General features: G+C 42.2%; 25 protein-coding genes and 1 pseudogene. 9 read left to right on the top strand and 17 right to left on the bottom strand.

Translation table 11 applies throughout. From position 1 onward, the window contains the following. Positions 1-18: 18 nt before the first annotated feature. Complete coding sequence (locus BBH88_RS04460) at positions 19-501, bottom strand: DinB family protein (RefSeq protein ID WP_081487846.1); 483 nt, start codon at positions 499-501, stop codon at positions 19-21. Positions 502-850: 349 nt separating this feature from the next. Between BBH88_RS04460 and BBH88_RS04455 the strand changes: the two genes are divergently transcribed. The 4 genes and pseudogenes from BBH88_RS04455 (at position 851) to BBH88_RS04440 (ending at position 4,404) form a co-directional block, all read left to right on the top strand. Then, positions 851-1,588 carry a hypothetical protein gene (locus tag BBH88_RS04455; protein WP_006829630.1) on the top strand — a complete coding sequence of 246 codons (738 nt, stop codon included), beginning with the start codon at positions 851-853 and terminating at the stop codon, positions 1,586-1,588. A gap of 263 nt (positions 1,589-1,851) precedes the next feature. After that, positions 1,852-2,364 (top strand): annotated as a pseudogene (locus tag BBH88_RS19580) (NAD-dependent epimerase/dehydratase family protein); the annotation flags it as partial. A gap of 35 nt (positions 2,365-2,399) precedes the next feature. Next, positions 2,400-2,792 carry a GtrA domain-containing protein gene (locus BBH88_RS19575; protein ID WP_238323407.1) on the top strand — a complete coding sequence of 131 codons (393 nt, stop codon included), beginning with the start codon at positions 2,400-2,402 and terminating at the stop codon, positions 2,790-2,792. Between the two features lie 466 nt (positions 2,793-3,258). Further along, positions 3,259-4,404: a CapA family protein gene (locus BBH88_RS04440; RefSeq protein ID WP_006829634.1), complete on the top strand. Its 1,146-nt coding sequence runs from the start codon at positions 3,259-3,261 to the stop codon at positions 4,402-4,404. Positions 4,405-4,646: 242 nt separating this feature from the next. Here BBH88_RS04440 and BBH88_RS04435 read toward each other — a convergent pair whose 3' ends face one another. Next, positions 4,647-5,000 carry a hypothetical protein gene (locus BBH88_RS04435; protein ID WP_006829635.1) on the bottom strand — a complete coding sequence of 118 codons (354 nt, stop codon included), beginning with the start codon at positions 4,998-5,000 and terminating at the stop codon, positions 4,647-4,649. 90 nt (positions 5,001-5,090) lie between these two features. Between BBH88_RS04435 and BBH88_RS04430 the strand changes: the two genes are divergently transcribed. After that, on the top strand, positions 5,091-5,303 hold the full coding sequence (locus BBH88_RS04430) for a helix-hairpin-helix domain-containing protein (RefSeq protein WP_006829636.1): 213 nt from the start codon (positions 5,091-5,093) through the stop codon (positions 5,301-5,303). A gap of 68 nt (positions 5,304-5,371) precedes the next feature. On the opposite strand, the gene BBH88_RS04425 is transcribed toward BBH88_RS04430, so the two are convergent. The 4 genes from BBH88_RS04425 to BBH88_RS04410 all read right to left on the bottom strand — a co-directional run bounded on the left by BBH88_RS04425 (position 5,372) and on the right by BBH88_RS04410 (position 10,085). Next, positions 5,372-6,640 (bottom strand): PTS ascorbate transporter subunit IIC, encoded by a 1,269-nt coding sequence (locus tag BBH88_RS04425; RefSeq protein WP_006829637.1) that lies wholly within the window; start codon positions 6,638-6,640, stop codon positions 5,372-5,374. A 25-nt stretch (positions 6,641-6,665) separates the two neighbouring features. Continuing rightward, positions 6,666-6,932: a PTS sugar transporter subunit IIB gene (locus tag BBH88_RS04420; RefSeq protein WP_006829638.1), complete on the bottom strand. Its 267-nt coding sequence runs from the start codon at positions 6,930-6,932 to the stop codon at positions 6,666-6,668. Further along, on the bottom strand, positions 6,929-8,995 hold the full coding sequence (locus tag BBH88_RS04415; protein WP_006829639.1) for a BglG family transcription antiterminator: 2,067 nt from the start codon (positions 8,993-8,995) through the stop codon (positions 6,929-6,931). Before BBH88_RS04415 ends, BBH88_RS04420 begins: the two co-directional genes overlap by 4 nt. Before the next feature lie 196 nt (positions 8,996-9,191). Continuing rightward, positions 9,192-10,085: a glycerophosphodiester phosphodiesterase gene (locus BBH88_RS04410; RefSeq protein ID WP_040852269.1), complete on the bottom strand. Its 894-nt coding sequence runs from the start codon at positions 10,083-10,085 to the stop codon at positions 9,192-9,194. A 454-nt stretch (positions 10,086-10,539) separates the two neighbouring features. Here BBH88_RS04410 and BBH88_RS04405 point away from each other — a divergent pair, with 454 nt between their 5' ends. Both BBH88_RS04405 and BBH88_RS04400 read left to right on the top strand, forming a co-directional pair. Continuing rightward, a complete protein-coding gene (locus BBH88_RS04405; protein ID WP_006829641.1) occupies positions 10,540-10,917 on the top strand; it encodes a YidH family protein in 378 nt (125 codons plus the stop codon). 42 nt (positions 10,918-10,959) lie between these two features. Beyond that, the gene (locus tag BBH88_RS04400) at positions 10,960-12,180 is read left to right on the top strand and encodes an EAL domain-containing protein (RefSeq protein WP_238323406.1); all 1,221 of its coding nucleotides are present in this window, start codon (positions 10,960-10,962) and stop codon (positions 12,178-12,180) included. A gap of 451 nt (positions 12,181-12,631) precedes the next feature. Here the strand turns inward: BBH88_RS04400 and BBH88_RS04395 are convergent, their stop codons facing one another. The 9 genes from BBH88_RS04395 to BBH88_RS04365 form a co-directional block, all read right to left on the bottom strand. Next, entirely contained in the window at positions 12,632-13,477 is an 846-nt protein-coding gene (locus BBH88_RS04395) for a YitT family protein (protein WP_006829643.1), read from the bottom strand. A 274-nt stretch (positions 13,478-13,751) separates the two neighbouring features. Beyond that, positions 13,752-14,615, bottom strand: coding sequence for a PPK2 family polyphosphate kinase (locus BBH88_RS04390; RefSeq protein WP_006829644.1), 864 nt, complete (start codon positions 14,613-14,615; stop codon positions 13,752-13,754). A 130-nt stretch (positions 14,616-14,745) separates the two neighbouring features. Further along, positions 14,746-14,982 carry a VOC family protein gene (locus BBH88_RS19570; RefSeq protein WP_006829645.1) on the bottom strand — a complete coding sequence of 79 codons (237 nt, stop codon included), beginning with the start codon at positions 14,980-14,982 and terminating at the stop codon, positions 14,746-14,748. Beyond that, positions 14,983-15,189 carry a VOC family protein gene (locus BBH88_RS19565; protein ID WP_238323405.1) on the bottom strand — a complete coding sequence of 69 codons (207 nt, stop codon included), beginning with the start codon at positions 15,187-15,189 and terminating at the stop codon, positions 14,983-14,985. A 20-nt stretch (positions 15,190-15,209) separates the two neighbouring features. Further along, complete coding sequence (locus BBH88_RS04380) at positions 15,210-15,551, bottom strand: SRPBCC family protein (protein ID WP_065537186.1); 342 nt, start codon at positions 15,549-15,551, stop codon at positions 15,210-15,212. A gap of 37 nt (positions 15,552-15,588) precedes the next feature. After that, on the bottom strand, positions 15,589-15,711 hold the full coding sequence (locus BBH88_RS19785; RefSeq protein ID WP_269148244.1) for an SRPBCC family protein: 123 nt from the start codon (positions 15,709-15,711) through the stop codon (positions 15,589-15,591). A 150-nt stretch (positions 15,712-15,861) separates the two neighbouring features. After that, positions 15,862-16,986, bottom strand: a complete 1,125-nt coding sequence (locus BBH88_RS04375) for a zinc-dependent alcohol dehydrogenase family protein (protein WP_006829649.1) — start codon at positions 16,984-16,986, stop codon at positions 15,862-15,864. A gap of 526 nt (positions 16,987-17,512) precedes the next feature. Beyond that, complete coding sequence (locus BBH88_RS04370; protein WP_154669125.1) at positions 17,513-18,079, bottom strand: MEDS domain-containing protein; 567 nt, start codon at positions 18,077-18,079, stop codon at positions 17,513-17,515. Positions 18,080-18,212: 133 nt separating this feature from the next. Beyond that, positions 18,213-19,013: an SDR family NAD(P)-dependent oxidoreductase gene (locus BBH88_RS04365; protein WP_065537187.1), complete on the bottom strand. Its 801-nt coding sequence runs from the start codon at positions 19,011-19,013 to the stop codon at positions 18,213-18,215. A gap of 174 nt (positions 19,014-19,187) precedes the next feature. Between BBH88_RS04365 and BBH88_RS04360 the strand changes: the two genes are divergently transcribed. Further along, positions 19,188-20,072 (top strand): GNAT family N-acetyltransferase, encoded by an 885-nt coding sequence (locus BBH88_RS04360; RefSeq protein ID WP_006829652.1) that lies wholly within the window; start codon positions 19,188-19,190, stop codon positions 20,070-20,072. A gap of 81 nt (positions 20,073-20,153) precedes the next feature. Here BBH88_RS04360 and nhaC read toward each other — a convergent pair whose 3' ends face one another. Then, a complete protein-coding gene (gene nhaC / locus BBH88_RS04355; RefSeq protein WP_065537188.1) occupies positions 20,154-21,611 on the bottom strand; it encodes a Na+/H+ antiporter NhaC in 1,458 nt (485 codons plus the stop codon). A gap of 487 nt (positions 21,612-22,098) precedes the next feature. Beyond that, positions 22,099-22,371, bottom strand: a complete 273-nt coding sequence (locus BBH88_RS04350; protein WP_065537189.1) for a hypothetical protein — start codon at positions 22,369-22,371, stop codon at positions 22,099-22,101. A gap of 349 nt (positions 22,372-22,720) precedes the next feature. On the opposite strand from BBH88_RS04350, the gene BBH88_RS04345 reads away from it, so the two are divergent. Then, positions 22,721-24,547: an LTA synthase family protein gene (locus BBH88_RS04345; protein WP_065537190.1), complete on the top strand. Its 1,827-nt coding sequence runs from the start codon at positions 22,721-22,723 to the stop codon at positions 24,545-24,547. The last annotated feature ends 125 nt before the right edge of the window (positions 24,548-24,672 follow it).

Here is a 24,672-nt window from a genome sequence, read left to right as displayed (position 1 = left end):
CGCTGATTTTTTTGAAAATTATTCACCGCTTTTATCACCATCAGGCGGTGGCCAGGCACCGATCAGACGACGTGCATATACAACCTGTCCGCCATGATAGCTATTGTGATTAATGAGGACCATCAGCAAATCTGCCGGCGTTCTTTTTCTTCCGCCTATTCCTTGTTCCAATGAATCTTTTGACGCTTGCTGCGTTGCTTGCCCCAAACCTTTCAAAAACTGGGTCACAGTTTCCGTGTATTCTTTTTCACTTGAAGGAAACGGAGAGCCCGGCCAAGAATCTGAAGGATCCTTCGGGCTACCCGGATCTACTTCCTGTAGCTCCGCTAATATGAAATCCTGCCAGTAATTCATATGAAACAAGAGCTCCCATACTGAATGGTGGCTGTCCTCCGGTTTTTCTCCAGCCACCTCCCAGCTCAGACCATTAAACAACATATCTGTCTGGTAATGCGCATACTTTCCTTGGAGCCCGTTCTGCAAATAACGATTGCTCATCATAATTTCCTCCTCACTGTATTCTGTCTTAATAGATTCTGCAAAAACAGTTGAAACCCTTCTTACTCACTGGTCTCGTGTAGGATAACACTTTCAATGTAACGAATATAGCGTTTCAACTCTTTTGCCTACGCTCTTATAATATCTCCAAATACAGACATCTAATATAAAGAATAATAGTAAGCAATAAGTCCATAGCTGTTCCCCATTCTATGCTAAGCATGAGTCGTATCGATGCGAATAATTTATGTATCCCCAAAATAATTTTCGGGATACATTTTCCGCAATTTATTTCATTAAAACGAATGAGATTCGGGTATACTCTTTTTAACTGATACAAGGAGGTGTCGAGATGTTCTATTTGAGTCTGGCAATCATCATTGGGTTCATGATTGTTCATATTTTTACAAATTACATTAAATTTCTTGACCGTAAACCGAAAGACAGACTGATGTCATTTGTATCCGGGGGCTCAATCGCTTACGTCTTCTTGCACCTGGTTCCTGAATTGACCCATTATCAAGAAGTCGCCGAAGATGCTCAATTGCCAGCTTGGCTTGAGAATCTCGATTATGTCACCTACATGGCGACACTTGTCGGAATCGTATTTTTCTATGGCATCAACCAATTAAACGAAAAATCACAGGAAAAAAATGAACAGGAACAAAATATCTCACGGCCAAGCAAATCGGTATTCGCTCTTGAGATTTTTGGTTTCGCCTTATACAACGTGCTGATTGGATATTTGCTGATTGATTTAAGTGGTGAGAATATCGCAGATTATATTATTTACTTCATTGTCTTTTCTTTTCACTTTATTGCCAATAACCGTATGCTGCATTTAACCCACGAAGACTTATATACGAATGTCGGCCGTTGGGCATTGGCTTTCTCAGTGTTAGCCGGCTGGCTTATTTATAACTCGACAGAAACTAACGAACTAAATATTGCTTTCTTTTCCGCATTTCTGACAGGTGGCATCGTGTTGAATATTTTAAATGATGAATTACCAGCTGAGAAAAACAGCAGCTTCCCTTCTTTTATCGCAGGACTTATTTTTATTGCTGTGCTGCTTCAGCTTATTTTGTAAAGAGCCTGTCCAAAACACTCGCACTGGATATAAATACGAGGCATTGACAGATCACAATTGTAAAATTTATGCATCTTTTATTTCGTAAACCACTGTATAGAATAAAATGTATCTTGCTTCAGCTTCAGGTTTAATTTTCAGGTTGAAGTGGTACAAAAAAATGTATGTATTGCAACTAAAAATGTAATCGTATATGAAGTTTCATGAGAGTTTCCAGAGAAACAGTTGATGTCAGAAAAACTGCCTGATTGGGGGAATTTTTGATGAAAATTATTGTAGCAGGTGGTGATGGTTTTTGTGCTTAACCTGCTGCCTTATATCTATCTCAAAAGGGGCATGATATCTCCGTCATCGACAGCACAATCAGAAGGCATATTGTCAAAGAGCTAGGCTCTAATTCAATTACACCCATTGCTGGCCTTGAAGAACGGATAGCTAAATGGCAAGAATTGACCGGCAAAGAAATACTTACATACAAGGGCGACTTACAGGATTTTGATTTCTTAAAAATGGTTTTTGAAACGGAACTGACTGAGGCATTTGTCCATTTTGTTGAACAGCGTTCTGCTTCGTATTCTGTGATTGACCGGGACCACGCCCTGTATACATAGGTCAATAATATTGTTGGGACACTCAATGTCCTCTACGGTATAAAGGACATTGTTCCAAATTGCCATTTGATCGAGCTTGGGACTATGGGAGAATATGGGACGCCCAACATCCCGATTAAAGAAGGGTATTTGGACATTGAACATAAAGACCGAAGAAATGGTCTGCTTTATGATGCAAATGATACAGAAAGCTTTAAAAAATGATTTGTCAGCTAGAAGACCCCCCTTTCCGCCAACAACTGGCACAACAAGCAGTCGCTGACATGGCTGAATTGGACTGGGCTAGCCGCTGCAGAACAAATTCGGGAGCTGTACAGTCAGCTAGCCGAAGCGAAAGCAGAGGAGTCTATCCAAGCCGCGAAATAAGGCTGGCTGGAATTTCCAGAGAACAGGGGAATGTCATGGGAGGCAGAGGAAAATCTCGAACTCCTGTCCAACCCCTTCAATTTACCGCAATCGGTATTTCTAATGCGGCTATAGATATTGGTTCACTCAATTTGCCGTTGCTGCTGCACCCGACTGACCATGGTGTCCTTTTAGTGCTTTCCAATACCATCGCCTATTGCCTAGCAATGGGCAATAGCTATTTGTAAAATTCTCGGATCACTTTTCGGCACGCAGCTAAAGGGAGCTCTAGGCAGCGTTTCGGCTTTTTTCTGCAGGGACTATTCAGCCTGCTGATCAATAACGGGATGTTCCTGGCCTTCAATCTGCTGGTTCAAGTCGTCGGCGTGCCCACTTGGATCCACCATGACCTGGCAAAAGAGCTGGCCATGTTCGCTTCTTTTTCAGCAAGTTTCTTTATGATCAAGTACCTTGTCTTTAGAGACAAAACATGCTGAAATTGAAAACAACAAACCGCCTGTGCCCCCTCCTCAACAGCATCTAGAGGAGGGGGGTCCTCAGATATGCTCCTTATACAATTAGAAAAAATAGTTCTTTAGTTTTAAATTTTCTAGTTAAATTAGTATAAACGTAGTAATCTATACTTAATGATCAAAGCTACACTTACTATTTAGGTTACGCTCATGGTCCTACTAAAATTGAGGAGTGAAACCAGTGAATCCCCTTAGAAAACCCGTGTTTTTGTTACTAGTTGCTGCAACGCTTCTACTTGCAGGATGCGCCATCGACACTGTCACCGTTGCCGAAGAACAGCAGCCAATCGTTTTTGAAAGCCGGGAGCTTCCTGTAGCCACTTCCCCTTCAGAGCTGAGTGTGACCCGTTCCGCTTCACTGTCGGCCGTTGGAGATATCTTGATCCATGAACGTGTCTACAGGGATGCTCAAGCTGCAGATGGCTACAATTTCACTCCCATGCTCCAACGAGTCACACCTTTTCTGGAAACCGCGGATATTACTATTGCGAATTCCGAGAGCATCATCGGAGGCAGCGAAATTGGCCTCTCTTCCTACCCTTCTTTCAATAGTCCCTATGAGGTTGGTGATGCTTTGAAGGATGCAGGCGTGGATGTTGTGACACTCGCGAACAACCATACGCTGGACCGAGGAATTCCGGCGATTGAAAATGCTATCCACTATTGGGATCAAATTGGAATGATCCATACCGGATCCTATTTGTCAGCTGATGACCGCTCGGAAATTACGTTGATAACACGCAACGATATCACCTTCTCCTTCTTGTCCTATACCTATGGAACGAACGGAATTCAGGCGCCTGCTGGAAAAGATTATCTGGTTAACCGGATTGATCCCTTAATCATCCAACAGGATTTGAAGCGTGCAAGAGACGTGTCTGACGTAGTCATTTTAAGCCTTCACTTTGGGGAAGAATATCAAAAAATGCCGAATGCCGAGCAAATTGAACTTGCTCAGTTCTCTGCTAAAAATGGAGCCGACGTCATTTTGGGACACCACCCCCATGTATTGCAACCACCTGAATGGATCAGCACAAAAGATGGACGCAAAGCTTTTGTCATTTATTCGCTCGGAAACTTCCTGTCAGGCCAAGATGAGTTAGATCGGCAAATCGGGGCAATTCTACATCTTGACGTCAAAAAAGAGACAACCGCAAATTCAAGTACCATCACCCTGCAAAATCCAGCTTTCACGACGACTTTTGTTAGAAGTGCCAATTCCAAAGATTACGAAATGGATCTCTTGAAGAACGTAGACTCTAACCTAAACGTGGCTACAAAAGCCCATCTATCTACCTGGATCGAAGACCTGCAATTTATCGAATAAAGCGCACAGAGCCAATTGCTCTGTGCGCTTGTCCTTGCAATCAAAGGGTTTGAACTCCGCGATGATTCGGGTACTTGATATTATCATCAAAAAGGTGGAATGGTTATGCGAATTTCCTGTACGGGCAGCCTGCTCATCTCAATTGTTCTTTCAATCATCTTGACGATTCTATTGAATCTGTTGTTTTTTTAGGTGACATTAACACATCCATTATCATTCGAACGGTAAGGGATGTGTTCTGTTTAAGCTTCTCGAATTTCTACCGCTAATTCCTTGAGGCCTTCCTGAAAAACATGGTGACTTCTAAAAATCTGTCTCACTGTTGCGCTTGATAGATTTTCCATGTATTTTTCCAAATGATTGAACGGCAACTTGTCACCTCCTATACTATGGAAAAGGACGACGTCAGGTAAAAGTGAACTTCTAGAAACAAAATCCTCTGCCAGCTCAAAATTCTCTATTTCCCAATCTGAAATAATCCCCCAAAAAGGTGCCGAAATCGTAACGACTTTGGCAGATGAATTCCCTAGTTTTTCTTCCGTTGAACTGCTCCCACTTAGTTTTCTTGCCGGAATTTGAAGTGAGGATTCCGACAATCATCAATCTACCGATAATTTGCTGTAACGCTTATCTGATCTATAACGTCAGTTACAGGCTGCACTCGTCAAGCGAAAGGAGTGAAAACGATGAAAAAAAACCCAACTGAAGAGGAGCCTGAATTTCCGAGAAGTATCGGCAAACCGTCACAACGCGCGCTTTTGACCGCGGGCTATCTGCGTCTACAGGATTTGACTTCAGCAACCGAGCAGGATTTGCTCCAACTGCATGGCTTTGGCTCAAAAGCGTTGAGCATTCTTCGACCAACTCTTGCTGAGCACGGGCTGAGTTTCAAAGAATGAAATCGGTCCACAAGAAAAGCCCTTCCGAAATCGACTGATTTCGGAAGGGCTTTTCTACAGACTTTTGATCATGCAAATACTAAAAGCTTCATAATGCTCAAAATCAGAATGCCGACAACACCAAAATCAGAGTCACCGAAAGTCGTTCCAGAGAATCCGATATCGCCCATCAAGACTAATAAGATAGCAGGGATAAAACTGATGATCAATCCATTGGCAAACGCACCCATCATCGCACCGCGCCGCCCGCCCGTTACATTCCCAAAGACGCCTGCCGCGGCTCCTGTAAAGAAATGCGGGACCAGTCCCGGTACAATGACACTCAACTCGAGAACCGGAAGAAGGAACATCGCCAGTAATCCAGCTAAAAAGCTGAACAGAAAACCGATGATTACAGCATTAGGTGCAAATGGAAAGACGATTGGAACATCAAGTGCCGGTTTCGTGTTCGGTACCAATTTATCGGCAATCCCTTGGAAAGCAGGAACAATCTCAGCAATTAGCATTCTTACACCCGCGAGGATAATATAAACACCCGCAGCAAATGTAATCGCTTGTATGAACGAAAAGACTAAGAAATTTGAGCCGTTTGATAGTGTTGTTTCAACAAACTCCTGTCCGGCAAACAAAGCGACAACTAAAAAGAACAACGTCATTGTCAAAGATACAGCTACAGAAGTATCTCTTAGAAAGCCTAGCGATTTAGGGACTTTTATCTCTTCAGTCGTTTTTTCTTTGTTGCCAAACCATTTACCAACATTAGCGGAAACAAAATAGCCGATTGAGCCAAAATGACCTACAGCAAAATCGTCACTGCCTGTAATTTGACGCACATATGGTTGCAGAAGTGCCGGAAACAATACCATGCACAACCCGAGAAGAATAGAGCCGACAATGATCAACGGAGCCCCTTCAAGTCCCCCCACTGATAAAGTTACTGCCAGCAGGCATGCCATGAACAATGTGTGATGACCGGTAAGAAATATGTATTTGAACGGGGTGATGCGTGCCAACAAAATATTGGTGATCATCCCAAATACCATGATCAATGCGGTGGACGTCCCGAACTCACTTTGTGCGGCTGCGACAATCGCTTCATTGTTCGGAATGACGCCTTGCACGTTGAACGCGTGGTCGAACATTTTACCGAATATATCCAAAGAGCCAATCAGTACCGCGGCTCCGGCTCCGATAATTACGAATCCCATGACTGTTTTTAACGTTCCAGATACTACATCGGCACTACTTTTACGCTGTAGCAATAGTCCAACGAGCGCAAACAAGCCAATCAAAATAGCGGGTGTTCCCAAAATGTCGTTCATGATTAGTTGTAACACAATATCTCCCCCCTTCCCATTACATTTAAGCTAGGTGTGGCTCTAGTTTTGATTTAATTTCCGGGATGCTCATCATGTTCTCTAAATTGACGATGGTTCGGCTTCCGTCATCCAATTGCCCCATGATATCCGCTGCTCCGATAAAAACATCTGCCTGCACTGATTTAGCTGAAGTCAAATCTGTGTGATCCACTTCCGCTGTTTTTCCTAATTCCTTTAATGCTTTCTTGACATTCAATTCCATAATAAAACTGCTTCCTAATCCGTTTCCACACACTACCATGATTTTCATTCTGTTTCCTCCTTAGAATAGTTATGGATGATCTCCAATAGTTGATCCTTATCCGTCGCTTGTAGCATTTCTTGGATATTAGCTGGTTCGCTCAGTAAATTTGTCAGCTGAATCAAGGCTCGCAGGTGCGAGTCGCTATCAGCAGCAGCTAATACAATAATCAATTGAACGGGTTTATCTGGTGCAAAATCCACGGCTTGTTCAAGCTTCAATAAGCTCATCGATAGTGAACGTACGCCCTCTTCGGGACGTGCATGCGGGATAGCGACCAGCGGGGTGATAACAACATAAGGCCCATTCTTCTCAATAGATTCAACCATGGCTGTTACATATCGCTCTTCAACGGTTCCCAATTCCACAAGCGGACTGGCAGCCAGTTGAATCGCTTCCTGCCAAGTGGCAGAATGTGATTTTAATTGAAGTGTTTGCGTAGTCAGTAGTTCTCCTAACACAGGTTTTTCTGCCTCCTTTACTGCATGTGTATTTGTTCCTGCTGCTTGAGTATACAAAGTTGCCTGCAGTTCTTTTTCCAGTTGAGTCGAGTCATTGATCGTTGCGTATTTAGAAATCAGCTTTATCAATCCTGCAACATCTGAGTCTGGAACTGTGTAGCCGTATAGTTCCTGCATCACTTGCCTATTCAATTTCTGCTTGTCCCGCTCTTCAAGAATTGGCGGGACTACAAACAAGTTAGCCTCTGTTCTCATAAAGACCGATGAAAATACCAGATCATAGTCTAGTGGATACGCTGCTGTGTCCCGGACGGACAGCACATCCAAAAACAGAATGGTCGGAAATAATTCCCGCAGCGTATAATTGAGAATATTGCTTACGCCAATGCCATGAGGGCAAACGACAATCGCTTTTTTTCGGTCATCCAAACGAGTTCCTTGCCTTTGAAGCCAGCCTCCAAAGTAGATCGTAAAATAGGCTACTTCATCTTCCGGCAGTTGAAGGCCAAGTTCTTTTTCCAGAATCCTTAAGGATTTTCGCGTCAAATGCTGAAGTTCTGGATAAATTTTGGACACACGTTCCATCATAGGATTGACATGAGGGAATCCATATTGGACACGGTAATAAGCTGGTTTGAAATGAACATACAGTTGTTCACAAAGTTGCTCTTTATCTTGAAGATGGACAAATGTCAACCGTTCAAACTCTTCTGTCACACGCTGCAACAGCTCATGGAAAACGCGGTCATCTCTTAAAGGTGAACGATCTTTTGTTCGGTTCATGCTGACTAAATGCAAGGTTGCATACAATTTTTCTGTCTGGCTCCATTGAGATTGGAATGCCACTGTATCAATCATTTCGCCAATCAGCAGATATTCCTTTGTTTCTGTAAATGGGATCCAGCTAGGCTCTTGCTCTAATTCCTCACCTTTGCTGATTAATTGATCGGCGGAAAAGAAAAGGTACGCAAGTTCATGGAGACGGTCATCGGTAAAAGTGATCTCCAATTGCGTTTCAATGTTTTCCAATTGCTGATGGACAGCCGCTATGCGGTCTTCAAATCCCCCCCAGATGCACTGAGTAATCATTTGGCTGTTCGAACCATTCAACACCTCATGAAGCAGTTGTTCGATGACAAACCGTTTTACCCGACTATTACCCGTGATGATATAACCAGCTTGCTTGGAATAATGGATGGTTAAATCGTTCTCTTTAGCCGTTTCTTTCAGACGCTGCAGGTCATTCAATATCGTATTTCTTGAAACTCCAGTTGTTGATTGAAAATGAAACACGGACAATAGTTCCTGGCTCAACAGAATCATTAAGTAAATTACTTGCTCTCTATCCTTCTCTGAAAAAACATAACTCCGTTTCGTCTGCTTAACGCTTATTTCATCTTCTCCGATTTTATCGAGTAAAAAGTAGCCGATTTCCCGTTTGTACTGCACTGGATCATAATTTTTAAATTCAAGCCAATCATTGACTTTACTCAAACTGTATTGAATCTGTCTGCGTGTCAGCCCTGTTTGATCTTCAATCTCACTCATTGAAGGAATGGATGAATGTTGCAGGAGCTTTAGTAAAGTGGCACTTCTTTCATCTAAAAACATCCTTTTGTTCCTCCCTTACATTTACAATAGTCTATGTATTTGCTGAAATACATCTTTTTTCAGTCCCAATATTGTTCTTACCCCTGCACAACACTGTACTGTGTACTGTGCATCACTAGTATATAACGACAATATAAAAAACCGCCTTTGAAATCAGTTGCGATTTCAAAAGCGGTTTTTGAGTACCCGAATGTGATTACTTATTTTTCAATACTGCTTCCAGAAGGTCCGGGTAATTGGTGAACATCCCCGTTACGCCCCAGTCGATCAAGCGCTCCATATCTGCACGTTCATTGACCGTATAGGGATGGATCAGAAGCCCGTGATTTCGTACCTGCTCCACATAGGCTCGGTCGATTTTCGTATGACTCATGCCCACTCCAACAGCATATCCTTTAATGTAACTAAGCTCAACATCTGAAATCATCGCTGGTTTTGAATAAGAAATCAGTTGAACCAATGGAATTGCAGGGTCCAAGCTTTGCATTGTCAGCAAACTTTCCTGACTGAAGGACTGTATAAGAACTTTACTTGACTGTGCATTTTGTCCACTCAACTTATACTTTTTCAAGACCCTCACAAGTTCTTTCTCCATTCCTGGATAAACATCCGGAGCTTTTGTTTCAATGTAATAACGGGAACCTTTGCCGAAAGTTTCAATCACTTCCTCAAGAGTTGGCACTTGTAATCCTTCATACTCCGTCCCAGCTTTTTCAGGATAGGCTGCGTTAAACCAAGAACCCGCATCCAATCTCTTGATTTCAGCGAGCGTCATGTCTTTAACATAGCCTGAACCATCAGTTGTTCGATCAACTTTCTCATCATGCATTGCAATTAGAACGCCGTCTTTTGTCATCTGCAGATCGACTTCTATATAATCACCATGCATCCCTTTGCTTATTTCATAAGAAACTAATGTATGTTCTGGGGCATGGCCGGATGCTCCTCGGTGTGCGATATTCAAAAACCTATTGGCATTAATCTCAGCTTCTTTTGTCTGGCCCCATGCCACCGTTGAATTCATTGAGACAGCTGTAACGAACAGCAATAATACCAACAAGCTAAACGAAAATTTCTTCAAATGCTTCATCTCCCAGTTTTTATTTGGTACGACTTCCGGAATACCTATCCGGTGATTCTCAAATGCCTTCATCGCTTACTATATCCATTAAAGCTGAGTAATTGGGAAACCTCACAATAACTTAACGGGATTTTTACAGATGCTTTACAGTAGCAACCTTATTTTCCACTCCATATCTCAATTGCGTTTCTCAAGTTCCGATAGACCGAAATAGACATTGAAGAAATTGATTGAGAATCCTTGAACGGCAACCGCTTTGGCTGTGCAGTAAAAGATATTTACTAGCAAAAATGAGTTCAACTTCCTAAATTTCTTCTTTCTACGGATGCACCCTGGGACCTATCTAAATTTTCGAAATTTCTTTTTATTCGTGATTCATTTATACTGGATATACAGTAAGTTTTTCTCGATTCCAGATTGTGAAAATTCCAGAACCAATTATTGCTGGGGGGAGAGAGTAGAAATGTCGCGGCAGTCCTATCGCAAAGAAAAAAATCAGCTAATTTATACACAGCAACACCTCGCCAATGAGCGCACCTATCTGGCTTGGATCCGCACTGTCATCTCGATTGTTGGGGTCGGTTTTCTGGCGACCAGCCTGCATTTTACAATGGGCGTCACACGCAATACCTTTGTTGATCTTTTCACTGTCGCACTTGGTATTTTTGCCTGTATTTTCGGGCTGACTGTTATTTTTTCAGCAACCCAAAACTATAAAAAGAAGCGCCAGCAAATCATCAATGACACTTTCACACCATCGAATATGCACATCACTTTGATTTCTTCGATGCTTGCCGTAATAATCATCATGGTCATCATCTACTTTTTCATGATTATGTAAGCTGCACTTACAACACCCTAGTTTCACGGCAAAGGAGCACATATGATGGATCCATTAGATATTCTCGAAAATTTACATAAGGTCAAGCCCGCTTTCCAACCGATTATCAGTGCAGTCAAGCATAACGTTATCGGCTATGAAGTTTTGGGGCGATTCCAATTTGAAGGCAGTTGGATTAGCCTCGGCGACTTTTTTCACGACAGCGATGTACCGGATGAATACAAAGTCGAAGTCGATCAACACCTATTGAAACTAGCGATCACCCAAATGCTCGATTCCGAGAATGATGGCTTGCTTTTCATCAACCGCAACGCCAAGCAACTGCTGATCAACAGCGGTGAAGATTTTCTGGAAACCTTGAAGGTATACGCAGAAAAAGGCTTCTCTATGAACAGGATTGTACTGGAAATTACCGAACACGATTTTGATGAAGACTTCGACGTGCTGGAGCATTTATTGATTTACTACAAAACTTACGGCATCCAGATTGCCGTTGATCATGTGGGCGCAAAAAGCTCCAATATCGATCGGATCCACCAGCTTCGACCGCATATTTTAAAAGTCGATACTAGTTTTGTCCGGAATTCCAATCCCGAAGCTTTCCAGGATGTCATCCAAATCTTGTCTGTGCTAGCCCGACGAATTGGCGCCAAACTTTCTTATGAAAACATTGAAGACAATTACCAATTATATTTTGCATGGAAACACGGAGGCCATTATTATCAAGGGTTTTATTTGGCAAAGCCGGATTTTGAACTACCAGTGAACGGTTGCATCCCGTTTGATGTAGGAGAAAAGATCAAAGCTTTTGTCCAGCAGGAAAAATCGATGGTGGAAAGACGCTACGCTTTTACCCATAGACGTGAAGAAAAAGTAAAAAAGTTGCTGTCCAAATGGAAAGGTCCAGAAACCGCAGACCGTTTTATCGAAGCTGTGGCTGAAGATTTTAAAGAAGAAAGTTTCCGCTTTTACATTTGCAATAGCGATGGCCAGCAAGTGTCGTCCAACTTCAGAAAATACGGCGACCGATGGGCTTTAGAGACTGATCAAATCGGTTCGCATTGGGCTTTTCGTCCTTATTTCCTAGAAAACACCATGCAGATGAAAACCTGGCATAAAGGGATTTTGTCAGATGTCTATTCGGATATTGAAACAGGTGAAATGGTTCGTACATTCAGTTATCCTTTATCAGAAGACTGCTATTTATTTATCGATATCAGCAACGATTTTATTATTGAAAGAGATTATTTGCTGTTTCAATGAATGCTAAAATAGCAGTATAGTAAATTTTTTTGAAAAAAAGAGAAAAAATATTATATAGTCCCTACAAAATTCTTTGAAGTTGCAAATTTTTTGACACTCATTATCTAAGAAAAAGTGCTGACCAAAATCGGCATCTCTCATATGCAGACATTGATCATTGGTTTATGTGGGATCTCCTATATAGAAACCACTGTCATTCATCACCTGACAAAGATCCTGATGGTACAGCTTTGATAGGTTGCAGTACAGTCGTTACCGGTTTGCGTGCAGCTGCTGTCCGCAAGAAAACCTATTCTGATCTGTAGTTTGATGAAAAAACACAAGCTTCGGCCACCCTGCAACAAGCACCAAACGAATACATTAACTGAATGAATGTAACCGCTGTTCTGCACTGCAGCGAATATTCGGAAAAACAGGAAAAACCTCTCCAATGTAACTTGGAGAGGTTTTTTTATAGAATCGGACTTTTCATGAAGTTATCATCTTTTCTGAAGTTCCCCATGACTTCCATCGTTTCGCTGATGCTGACAAAAGCCTGTGGATCAATTTTTTTGATTAATGGCCGTACAAATGCCAATTCGTGGCGGCTGATAACGCTGTAAAGGACTTTCACTTTAGCCGCTGAATATGCGCCTTCGCCGTCCACTACGGTGATGCCCCGATATAGGTTATCGAGCAGTTCTTTTTTAACAGCATCTCCTTGATTGGTCACGACCATCAAGCTTAGTTTGATATGACGCGTATGGACACGGTCAAGCACTAGACCCGAGATATAGATCGAAGCCATTGTGTACATTGCCAATTCCCATGAAAAAACAAAACCTGATACAAAAACGACTGTACTATTCAGTCCAAAAACAAGTGCGCCCAGCGGAATATCTCGTTTTCTCGACAGCAAGAGGCCAATTACGTCAAATCCGCCAGTCGAACTATAAAAGCGAATAATGATGCCGATTGCTGCTCCTGCGATCACACCACCGAAAACAGTAGAAAGTAATGCGTCTTCGGTCAACTTAACGACAGGAATGTATAGCATTGAAACCGATGTTACAACAACAGAAAACAAGCTATTAGCGATAAAGGTCTTGCCAAGTTTCATCCAGCCGACAACGAGGATTGGGATGTTCAAAATAATCATCCAAAGTCCCGCATTCAAAGGCGTTACCAATCCTAGCATCATCGCAATACCGGTCACTCCACCCGCCAATACTTCATGTGGCAGTAAAAACATATTAAACGCAATTCCGAGAACAATCGAAGAAACAAAAACAAGTAACAATCTCGTCCATTTATTCATAACTTAACTCCAATCCTAAGGTGCCCCTTAGTCATTCTATTTTGCTCACCCCACAAAAAAAAGCCGTGCATCTGCACGTCACCTTAAGACTATTTATTATTATGCATTCTTTTACTTTTCAATAAAAACTACGACAATGCGAATAAATTGTTCTTTTTATAGTGGACCAATGTTTCATATTATAGTAGCTTACAGGACAAGAATGCAAGCCTTTCTTCTTATGTTTTGTATCTTTTTTCAAACACAGAAAAACTGCATCCAAACATCTGTATCTTTACTCCTCTTCTTCCAGTTGACGAATAGCTTTTTTCAATTCCACTTTTTCCTCCCCTTTGATTTCAGGATAGTGCGGATTGATTTTTTGTAGCATTTTGATCATCACTTCTGAAACGATATAACGTGTAAACCATTCGTCGTCAGCCGGCAGAGCATACCAAGGTGCGTGTTCTGTTGACGTATTATTCAGTAAATCTTCAAAAATCCCTTGGTATCCATCCCAATGCTTACGTTCTTTTACATCGTTAAACGAAAACTCCCAGTTTTTCTCTGGATTTTTCATACGTTCGAGCAACCGGCGGCGTTGTTCACCAAAAGACATATTAAAAAAGAATTTAACCACTGGAAAGCCATTTTCAACCATATAGCGTTCAAAATCGTTGATCTGGCGGTAGCGGACATTCCAAATATTCTCATCGATCAGTTCGTCTGGAAGTGGTGTCTCCCCAAGCAAATCATGAACTCTTGGCGCAATCACTTCTTCATAATAAGAACGATTTAAAATACCAATTTGACCTCTTGCCGGCATTCCTTCACGAAATCGCCATAAATAATCATGGGCAAGTTCTGTTTCAGATGGTTTTTTAAACGAAGTCGTCTTTAAACCTTGTGCTGTCAAAGTCGAAAAGATATACGTGATGGCTTCATCTTTTCCAGCTGCATCCATTGCTTGTAGTACTACAACGATTCCCTTTTCTTCTTGGGCATGTAGTTTCATGTGTAGTTTCTTTAGTTTTTCGAGGCTTTCAGGGATCAATTTTTCCTTGAGTTCTTTTTCACTGTATTTGTCTTGAGTTGTCGTTGGGTAATCAGCAAGCTTTATTTTCTTATCTTTTTGAACTGCATATTTATCGGTATTCATACTCATCCTCCTAGGTGCTGTTCAATACTATAGCAAATCGGCTATTTCTTTCTATACCCTATAGCGGAACAAGTCTAACAGATTAGTAAAGAACCGCAATTCCAAATGAGGATTGCGGTTCTTTACTAATCTATTCCATTTCACCCTCAACGGATACCTGCCATTCGATTCCAAATCGATCGGTCAGACTGCCGTACAATGGGCTCCAGAAAGTCTCCTGCAACTCCATGCTGACCTTGCCTCCTTCAGACAGCTTGTTAAAAACGGTCTGCGCTTCCTCGATTTCATCGAACAGTACAGTCACTGACATATTGTTGCCTTTTTGAAACGATGGCATCCCCATTCCTGGAGGGACGTCAGAAATCATTCATGTATCCCCATTTTCCATGTTGATCTGCGCATTCATCACCATATTCTTCACTTCATCGGGCATGCCTTCTGAGTCCGTCTCCTGCGCTTCACCGTAAGTCATGATTCCTACTAATTCACCACCTAGCACATCCGTATAGAAATGTGCCGCTTCCTGGCCATTGCCTTCAAAATTCAAATAAGGAAACAATTTCGTAATCATCATTACCCTTCTTCTGAATTTTTTTATTTGTTTTGCTGCAGTTCCTCTAAATACTCCTCCAAGCAATCATAGGGTTGAGCCATCCCTTCAATCGCCTGTATATCGATTACTTTTTGCAGTCCTTCTTGTGAATCAAACTTCGTGGAAGAAACGACTTTACATCCAGTCCCTTCTACAGAAAAATCCATTGTGATTAGCATAGTCGGCCTATTCACGACTTCATTTTCCTGTTCATCGGAAAAGGCATCCACATAAATAAGGCGGTCTGGGGCATTAATTTTTCGATAAATGGATTTCTCCCAGGATTCTTGGCCTTCAGGTGAACGCATACAATAATGCCAGGTGCCGCCGGGTTTCACTTCCATTTATATAAACAGTTGTATCCCAGCCGGTTGGCCCCCACTAGCGCGCTGTATGATCAGGTTCTACAAACATTGAAAATACAAGTTCCTTCGTCGCATCAAAAGACCTTTCCATGATCAGTTCCAGTCCCCCGACTTTTGAAGAAACCTTATTTGCAGACATCGTAAATCCTTCTTGTATTTTAATTGATGCTAACAGCTCAGAAACAGTAGAAGCAAAGACTTCCCCCTTTTTTATACTCCTATTCACATGAACTACTCTAACTCAACACCCTTACCCGTCGTTTGAAGTGGAGACTTCTTTCGGCAACTGTTAAAACTTAATGATGATTCGTGAGGAGTCACCTTTCGCCAAAATATCGAATCCTTTGTTGACTTCATCCAGTGTGATGTAATCTGTAATCAATTTATCGACAGGCAAGCGGTCTTCTTGAAATAACTTCATGTACCGCGGAATATCACGGCTTGGTACACAGCTGCCCAGATACGATCCTTTAAGTGTTCGCTCTTCAGCAGTCAATGATACATACGGAAAAGAAAATTGGTGTTCCGGATGGGGCAATCCTGTCGTGACTGTTGTCCCACCTCGCTTTGTGATGGCGTAGGCGACATCCATTGCCGGCACAGCCCCTGCGGTTTCAAAAGTATAATCCAGCCCGCCACCTGTCGCTTCCCGAATCTGTTCAATAACATCCGGATCTTTGGAATTAAAAACATCTGAGGCACCTAATTCTTTCGCTTGTTTTAATTTCTTTTCATTGATATCTACCGCCACAACGCGACTGGCGCCAGCTGCAATTGCACCAAGCAAAGCACTGAGCCCAACACCACCGAGACCAACGACTGCAACAGTGCTTCCGAGCTTAATGGCGGCGGTATTGACAACTGCCCCAACACCCGTAATAACCGCGCAGCCAAAAAGTGCCGCTTTTTCGAACGGAATGTCTTTATTCACCTTAACGACTGAATTTATTGAAGTGACGGCATATTCCGAAAAAGCGGATACGCCCACATGATGATTGATGATTTCCGTATCTGTGTGGAGGCGATTCCCACCACCCAGCAAGGTCCCCGCCGTATTGGCAGCAGCCCCGGGTTCACATAAGGCAGGACGCCCTTCCCGGCACGGGCCACATTGCCCGCAGCTTGGTACGAATACACAAGCAACGTGATCACCTGGTTCTAGGTCAGTGACACCTTCTCCTACTTCAATGATCACGCCAGCTGCTTCGTGACCAAGAGCCATTGGCAACGGCCGTGGCCGGCTGCCGTTCATCACCGATAAATCGGAATGGCATAAACTCGCTGCTTTTATCTGGATCAACACCTCTCCTCTTCCTGGCGAATCCAATTCTACTGTCTCAATTTGAATCGGTTGGCTCGTTTCGTAGGGAGTTGAGGCTCCGATTTCCCGTAATACCGCTGACCTGACTTGCATATTTCCACCCTCTCCTCAAATCAAATTTTCAAATCTTACTATAAATTGAAATCGATGAATTTCACTTCCGCCATTTCTTCAATAGCACATTCGATTTCTTTTTTCCTGCGCCTCTGTTCTATACTTTGCTTTACGGAATATGTTCATAGCTGCTAACCAACACTACTTTGATCCAGACACCTCCTGTATCAAGCACATTCGCCCGTCTCCAAGTAGCGATAGGCTTTGCTTTCACACTCTTGAAGAGGGAGACTTCTTTCGGAAAACGTTAAATAAGTACAGTTTTGTTTCAAGCTTCATTACTTAATAATAGTATGCTTTTTTAAAAAATTGTCAATATTCTGTTAACTAAAATACTTTTTAGATGAATGATTTGTTTGATTTATTGATAGTGGCCAGATGCATAGAAGCAGCAGTTCAGCCAAGACCATTGTGCAAAAAAAACTTTTTTTCAAACGAACTTGTAAGTTCAAAAAAACCTCTCTACGGGATATCCGTAAAAAGGTTCTTCCAAATTAATTCAGAATTATTCAATTTTCTTTGAAATACACGAAATCCCATCATCTGTCATCAAGAAACCATGACAGTCCAACAACACTTCTCTAAGCGCACCGGAAACCCGCGAAGCATCATAAGCGCAGACCGAAATCGCTTTAATATGTGGAATAAGCTGATTAACTGCACTTTCATATTCTTTAATATCCTTTGTGATTTCCATTTCATCCCGCCACTCGATGTGTCCCCAGGTACGGAATGTCAGTTCTTCTTCCACAAACGGGCTTACCGAGTCAAAGAAGTAGGCCAGGATTGTAGGCGGATGGAAGTTTCCATTTCGCCAATAAAACGTAAAATTATTGACGTAGTGAATGTTCTTCAGCTGTTCTTCGGAAACCAGCTCTCCTACACGCTTGAGGATTTTTGGATAGAGGCGTTCATTCTCAACGAATAGAATCCGGTCCCCCTGCTCGATACCTGCAACAATATAAGAAACAGCATTGTCAATATAAGGCGCAGGTTCTTCCACATAATAAAGAACGTGGGCACCTTCAGACGTCTGTAGAATATCCTGAATGTCTGTAATCTCTTTTTCCAATTGTTGATCTCCTTTAAACATAGTAAGTTGTCCTCTGTTTAGATTGTCTTTTTCACTCTGTTTACTATACACAATTATGAAATTAAAAGATAATACAAAGCTGTCTCACTCATTTAGAAGATCCGCTACTGGCTCATCTCATAACGCTTCCTCCGGAAATTTTAAGGGACTCTCCTACAATATTTTGAGCCGCATTTGTCAATAGAAAGGCGATGGTATGCGCCACTTCCGATGCAGTTGACAAGCGTCCTGACGGAATGCCTTTTTCCGTATTTTCCAGCTCTTCTTCAAAGCTTGTCCCGTTTCTCTGCGCTTTTCCATGCAAGCTGTTTCGTGCCATTTCTGTATCGACATAGCCCGGGCATACAGCATTGACCCGGATACCACGTGCAATAGCTTCCACTGCCATCGATTGAGTCCAGCCAACAACTGCAAACTTACTCGCCGAGTACGCAGTGTTGCCATAGGTCCCGCGCAATCCTGATAAGGAAGCCAGATTGACAATGTCCCCTTCCCCATGCTCCAGCATCTTCCGATACACTTTCTGTGTCAGCAGAAAAGTTGACATGAAGTTCAGGTTCATCATTTCCTCAATGAACGATTCATCAAGTTCTTCGACAAGCTTGCCTCCTGAAACACCCGCAGAGTTCACCAAGCCATTTACAAAGCCCAGTTCGCTTTCGGCATATTCAACAAGCCGTATTCGATCTTCTTCTTTGGTTAAATCAGCTTCCAGCATACACAGTCTGTCTACTGGCATTTGTTGGAGCAACTCGCCTTTCAACTTTTTCAGTTTTTCTTTGTTGCGGCCGGTGATGGTAATACGTGCCCCCATCAAAGCCAATGTCTGAGCTGTCTCAATGCCTATGCCTCCTGTTGCACCTGTAATCAATACATGTTTATGCACCAATGCTTTATTCGAAAATATAGTCATACAACAACCTCCTTTTAGATATGTTTTTCTTTTCCCACTTGCTCCCCTAATTTAAACCTGCCATTCTTTGGCCAACAGCCACATCCGGAACAAGCAAGTCCCAAACATGCAAACTGCTACTTTTCCTGTATATAATACAAGTAAACGTTCAACATGAGCAAGGAGTGCTAGTGTATGGAAAAATCAATTCGACAGTTAGACTTAGATGACCTGCATCTTTTGGAAGCAATGGAGACAGGCATTGATGATGATTACATTCTCAGAGTATACAGCCGCATATCCAGTGGCTCTAGCCGTATGTATGGCCTATTTCAAAATGGACAACTGGCAAGCGTCGGAGGCTACACGATTTTCGCTAAACAATACGTTATGCTTGGCAGAATGCGCAGTGATTTACGCTTTCGCGGAAACAATTTATCCACGCAATTGATGGCTCATATTATGAATCTAGCCTTTAAGCTTCCCGCCATCCAATGGATTGGTGCAAATACGCAACAGGAGAATTCATCTGCTCGGCGCGTCATAGATAAACTGGGCCTTGCAGAAGTTTCCAAACTCTACAGCGCCATTTCGCCTGACGCTTCCACACTTGAAACAGGTGCTGCTGCCTGGGAGCACGTCAATGAAATTCCACAAAAAAAGGCATGGATAAATCGGCTGTATATCGACACTGGAGCTGTTTTTCCTTATGAATGCTATTACACATTTCCAGCTTCGGAAGAATTATTTGTCGATGCCAAGCTGGCACAATGGTCTTTTTTTGAAAACAAGCAAAAAGATCGTGTACTGATTACAAAAAAAGATTATAAACGACAATACTATCTGCACATCGTCTATCCATGGGATGATCTCATGGAGCAGCTGGGATTATGGGAAACCATTTCAATGGCACAGCGCCAATTAAGTGAAAAAGTAAAAGCCAATGCACTACTGTGGATGGACCTAAGCCCTGAACAGGTCAGCAAGTTGCCCTTCCATCACAACTTTGACCTACCTTCTCCATGGCTATTGTATGGTACTGATCGTCTCAGAGAGCAGTTTGACTCTACTTCTATTTAACTGAGAAAAGCGAGCCTCCTCTTTTGGAATTTCAAAAGAGAAGGCTCGCTTTTCAATTTATATCTGTAGAGCGTGAAAGGCTTAGGTGCCTTCTGTCATTTCGTTTTCGCGGTCGATTCTTTGCTGCGTTGCTTTCAGCTTAGTTAATTCATCTTCCGTTAAGAATTGAACTTTGTAACCGACCAGCGCCATGATGATTCCGATAATTGGCACTGTGTAATTGAGTACCGCATAAGGAGCGTAAGCAAATGGATGGACTGCTAAAGTCGCCAGAATAAAAACTCCACATGTGTTCCATGGGATAAAGGGAGAAGTCAAAGTTCCTCCGTCCTCAAGGGCACGCGACAGGTTTTTCGAATGTAACCCTTTATCCTGATAGGCTGTCGCATACATTCTTCCTGGTAGCAGAATAGAAATATACTGTTCTGATGCCGTAGCATTTGTGAAAAAAGCGGAAACAATTGTTGCTACAATCAGACTTCCAGCAGATTTCGCTACTTTCAAAATCTGTTCGACAATGGCCTTTAACATTCCAGTTTGTTCCAATATACCGCCAAGAACCATTGCGAAAATGGTCAGTGATACAGTGAACATCATAGAGGCAATGCCCCCGCGGTTAAAAAGCTCATCGACCATTTCGTTGCCAGAGACAATAACAAAGCCGTCATGTAGCGTATTGACTGCATCTCCGACATTTCCTCCCTGCACAAATATCTGACACATAAAGCCAAGGAACACACCGATTATCAGCGCAGGCAAAGCCGGTACTTTCATTGCCACTAGAACTACAATAGCTGCAGGTACCAATAGCAACCAAGGTGAAATAATGAAATTGCTGTCTAATGCAGATAAAATCCCTTGGATGTTCTCTTGATCAATCGCCGTTCCGCCAAATTGCCGACCAAGAAAAAAATAAACAATTAACGCAATAACCAACCCTGGAACTGTCGTATACATCATATGTTTGATGTGTTCAAATAAATTTGTATTGGTGATACCAGCCGCTAAATTTGTAGTATCTGACAACGGCGACATCTTATCACCGAAATAGGAGCCCGAGATAACCGCTCCTGCCACCATTGCTGCTGGAATTCCCATACTGATTCCAATCCCCATACCTGCTACACCTATTGTTCCCATTGTCGACCAAGAGCTGCCGATTGCGAGCGCAACGACCCCACAAATGATACAAATCGTCATTAAAAATAAAGAAGGTGTAATGATTTGCAAACCGTAATAAATCATTGTCGCGATAACGCCACCGCCAATCCAAGAGGCAATAATCATTCCGACGACTATAATGATTAAAATCGCAGGAAGAGCAAGTCGGATTCCTTTATATGCTCCTTCTTCAATCGTTTGCCATTTATAACCGAGACGCCAAGCGATAACTCCAGCAACTATAGCCCCTATAGCCAATGGGACGTGCGGGCTGCCTTCAAACACAATAATGGTGATTGCCATTGTCGCAATCATGATGATCAATGGGACAAGTGCCAATAAAAAGGGTATTTCGATCTCCTGCTGATTTTTTTTCATTTATGTATCCCCTTACTTTTTAAGTATTACTTCATATTACAGCAAAATTTGAAATAATCTATATATATTTGAATACTGGTTCTTCTGAGAAATGTATTTTTAGCTACAGGTTTCAGAAAAGACTGTCAGACAATACGAAAACAGCCGTCTCTTTTATAGAGACAACTGTTCACCTATAAGAAGTGAATTTCTATCTGTTGCTACGGACGCTTTGTCTGTAGCAGACAGGCCATCACTATCGATACTTAGTACATTGTAGAGATTGGACTCTCTTTTTCATATTGCTTTGAGCGCGGCCAGCACAACAAGTTAGGAAAAGAGCGCTCGGCTTTTTTCCTAGTCCACTGATTCGCCGACGCTGGTAAAACGAATGAAAATGGAGATCTTTAGTTTTTACTGTGCTAGGAACTCAATTAGTGTAGGCTTCTACGTTGCTTAACGATTAAAGCAGAACATAGTGACGGTCTGATTTGATCGATCTTTGTGGTTAGGATTCTTTTTGTAATGCAAGATAAATCTCAGCTTCAAAAAACTTACGACGATGATCAGCTGATCTTCTTTTAGATAATATGCCGTTCTCAAAAACACGATTGCATAAATAAAACGGAGCCTCGACGTTGTCTACCACTTGCCAGTTACCGTGGAGAGACTGTTGACTACCAAAACTCACCACAAAGTTTTGTCCATTAGGCAACACAGGATACTTGCACTCTACTTTGGCTGACGTCTTACTACTGGGCAGTTTTTTTGATATGTCCATAATCAACACTCCCTTGTACTAAATAATTATTACAGTTGTCCTGTAGACTGCTCTTTTTCCGTCCAAGCCAAAACCAAAGCGGCTGAAACGACGTGCAATAGCAGTACTTTTCAAGTATTATCTACTTTTATCGCTCTTTCTTTAAATACCCGAACCGCAAATATATTCAAACGCCTAAACAGTGTCTCATTTCGACACAGTACGGACATGTCTAAGTGTTTCTTCCTAACTGAAGAGTGGTATTTAAAAAAAGAACAGAATTGTTTTGTGGCAAGAACTAAAGGATCCACTGACTGGTGTTTCATTTAGATTGATCAATAAAGCGTTATAATTTGTACGGAGGTGCACCATGAGATTCCTGGAATATTGGATTTACCTATTATTGTCTATTTCTAAATTTTTTCTATTCAGCTTGTATGCAGGAGCTGAATTCCCTTTCAGTTTTCTCGTCCTAAATCTAGCTTCAATTGTCGTCTTGTCCAGTTGGACGCTGTTATTGAGCAGTAAAAAAAGGAGATGGATTTTAGTAGTATTGTTATTTTTACACAGCACACTGCTCGTTTCAGATCTTTGGTATTATCGCTATTTTGACGATTTGCTTTCCATCGCACTGCTTTCTGACATCACGCAAATGAGTGACGTGGGTGGCGGATTCCTGACATTGATCGAAGTGAAGGATTTTCTCTTTTTCGCTGATTTATTGATTTTTTCTTTGATCCTCTTCGCCCTTCGGAATAGACGGGACACGGCAACTCAGAAGCGAAAAAGGCTCTTTGCCGGAACTGGCTTCGCTCTTGGACTCGCATTTTTTGTGATTCCTGTGGCCGCCAGTTATATCAACGAAGAAAAATGGTTGGTTGATGAGCCTATTTCTAATATACGCGAATATTACCAGCTTGGATTTTGGGGATATCACGGCTTGGATTTCGCACTAGGCGCTGCTTCTCTTTTGAAAAATGATACAGTGACTGCGGAGGAAGAATCTCGTATTCGAGAGCTAAATCCCGATACCCCTTCAACTGTATCCGAATCAGAACAACCGAATATCATCGTCGTCCAATTAGAATCTTTCCAAACCTCTGTAATCGGACATCAGGTGAATGAGCAGGAACTGACTCCTCATTTAAATGCATTAAAAGAAGAAACTTTGTTTTTCCCGTCCTTCTATCATCAAACGCATGAAGGTAGGACATCCGATGCTGAATTTAGTACACTAACTTCCCTATATCCATTGAAATCAGGTTCAGTTTACACGCAATATGCCAATAATGAGTTCGACGCTTTGCCAGAACTGTTGAAAAAAGCTGGCTATGATACAGCCGCAATGCATGCTTTCGAGAAAGATTTCTGGAATCGCGACGATTTCTACCAAAACATTGGCTTTGATCATTTCTTCAGCCAGGCAGATTTTCCAGACAATCAAAAAATCGGCATGGCTTTAAACGATGAAGATTTCTTGACCACTTCCATTGAATTGGCCGAACAGCTAAAAGAGCCGTATTTTGCCTTTATGGTTGCCTTGTCGAGCCACACTCCTTATGAAATACCAGAGGAGTTGGAGCAGCTGGATTTGACTGGTTATGAAGATCCCTTGTTAAAAGGCTATTACGAAACCATTCATTATGTCGATGGGGCTGTGGGAGTGATGATTGAAAAACTAAAGGAGAAAGACATGTGGGATGATTCCCTCATCGTTTTCTACGGTGATCATGACAGTGGACTGACTCAGCCCGGCAGTGAAATGGCGCAGGAGCTGGGTGCGGAAACCGAGGTTGAGTTGTTCGAACTCGATCGCCAAGTACCTCTTTTCATAAAAGAACCTAATATGGAAAAAGGCAGCACGGTTGACAGCAGTGGCGGGCAAATTGATATTGCGCCAACCATCCTTGACATTGTGGATATTAAGCCGCCTTATATGCTCGGTCAACCTTTGCTGGATGACGACAGCAACTTGACGATTTTCCGTGATGGCGCTTTCCGTTACGAGGAATTTTATTTTGAGCCCAATTTGATTTTACCTGTTGGAAGCGGAACTTGTTACGAAATCGCTTCAGGCGAGAAAGTTGAAGCTAATCAATGCAGGTCGCATATTAAAAAGGCTACCGAACGGCTCCGCATATCTGATTTGATTATCCAGAAAAATGCTTTACAAGAAATCTCAAATAGCAAAAAGTGACAGAAAACCATCTTCGTGAACAAACGGAGATGGTTTTTGTGGGTAACTCGAGGTGCTTCGATGTCTTTTATCAGATTTCCGCTATATGATGGAATTACAAAGAACCGATTTGTTATTTCATGGAA

Origin of the sequence: Planococcus antarcticus DSM 14505 (assembly GCF_001687565.2) — a bacterium.
GTDB lineage: Bacteria > Bacillota > Bacilli > Bacillales_A > Planococcaceae > Planococcus > Planococcus antarcticus.
The sequence above is the reverse complement of the archived record's forward strand: the minus strand, read 5'-3'. Positions and strand labels throughout refer to the sequence as shown.

Bases quoted from the DNA above. Each gene is read 5' to 3' on its own strand.
- BBH88_RS04460 (WP_081487846.1), bottom strand. From the start codon at position 501: ATGATGAGCAATCGTTATTTGCAGAACGGGCTCCAAGGAAAGTATGCG.
- BBH88_RS04455 (WP_006829630.1), top strand. From the start codon at position 851: ATGTTCTATTTGAGTCTGGCAATCATCATTGGGTTCATGATTGTTCAT.
- BBH88_RS19575 (WP_238323407.1), top strand. From the start codon at position 2,400: ATGATTTGTCAGCTAGAAGACCCCCCTTTCCGCCAACAACTGGCACAA.
- BBH88_RS04430 (WP_006829636.1), top strand. From the start codon at position 5,091: ATGAAAAAAAACCCAACTGAAGAGGAGCCTGAATTTCCGAGAAGTATC.
- BBH88_RS04420 (WP_006829638.1), bottom strand. From the start codon at position 6,932: ATGAAAATCATGGTAGTGTGTGGAAACGGATTAGGAAGCAGTTTTATT.
- BBH88_RS04415 (WP_006829639.1), bottom strand. From the start codon at position 8,995: ATGTTTTTAGATGAAAGAAGTGCCACTTTACTAAAGCTCCTGCAACAT.
- BBH88_RS04410 (WP_040852269.1), bottom strand. From the start codon at position 10,085: ATGAAGCATTTGAAGAAATTTTCGTTTAGCTTGTTGGTATTATTGCTG.
- BBH88_RS04405 (WP_006829641.1), top strand. From the start codon at position 10,540: ATGTCGCGGCAGTCCTATCGCAAAGAAAAAAATCAGCTAATTTATACA.
- BBH88_RS04400 (WP_238323406.1), top strand. From the start codon at position 10,960: ATGATGGATCCATTAGATATTCTCGAAAATTTACATAAGGTCAAGCCC.
- BBH88_RS04395 (WP_006829643.1), bottom strand. From the start codon at position 13,477: ATGAATAAATGGACGAGATTGTTACTTGTTTTTGTTTCTTCGATTGTT.
- BBH88_RS04390 (WP_006829644.1), bottom strand. From the start codon at position 14,615: ATGAATACCGATAAATATGCAGTTCAAAAAGATAAGAAAATAAAGCTT.
- BBH88_RS19570 (WP_006829645.1), bottom strand. From the start codon at position 14,982: ATGATTTCTGACGTCCCTCCAGGAATGGGGATGCCATCGTTTCAAAAA.
- BBH88_RS19565 (WP_238323405.1), bottom strand. From the start codon at position 15,189: ATGATGATTACGAAATTGTTTCCTTATTTGAATTTTGAAGGCAATGGC.
- BBH88_RS04380 (WP_065537186.1), bottom strand. From the start codon at position 15,551: ATGGAAGTGAAACCCGGCGGCACCTGGCATTATTGTATGCGTTCACCT.
- BBH88_RS19785 (WP_269148244.1), bottom strand. From the start codon at position 15,711: ATGTCTGCAAATAAGGTTTCTTCAAAAGTCGGGGGACTGGAACTGATC.
- BBH88_RS04375 (WP_006829649.1), bottom strand. From the start codon at position 16,986: ATGCAAGTCAGGTCAGCGGTATTACGGGAAATCGGAGCCTCAACTCCC.
- BBH88_RS04365 (WP_065537187.1), bottom strand. From the start codon at position 19,013: ATGACTATATTTTCGAATAAAGCATTGGTGCATAAACATGTATTGATT.
- BBH88_RS04360 (WP_006829652.1), top strand. From the start codon at position 19,188: ATGGAAAAATCAATTCGACAGTTAGACTTAGATGACCTGCATCTTTTG.
- nhaC (WP_065537188.1), bottom strand. From the start codon at position 21,611: ATGAAAAAAAATCAGCAGGAGATCGAAATACCCTTTTTATTGGCACTT.
- BBH88_RS04350 (WP_065537189.1), bottom strand. From the start codon at position 22,371: ATGGACATATCAAAAAAACTGCCCAGTAGTAAGACGTCAGCCAAAGTA.
- BBH88_RS04345 (WP_065537190.1), top strand. From the start codon at position 22,721: ATGAGATTCCTGGAATATTGGATTTACCTATTATTGTCTATTTCTAAA.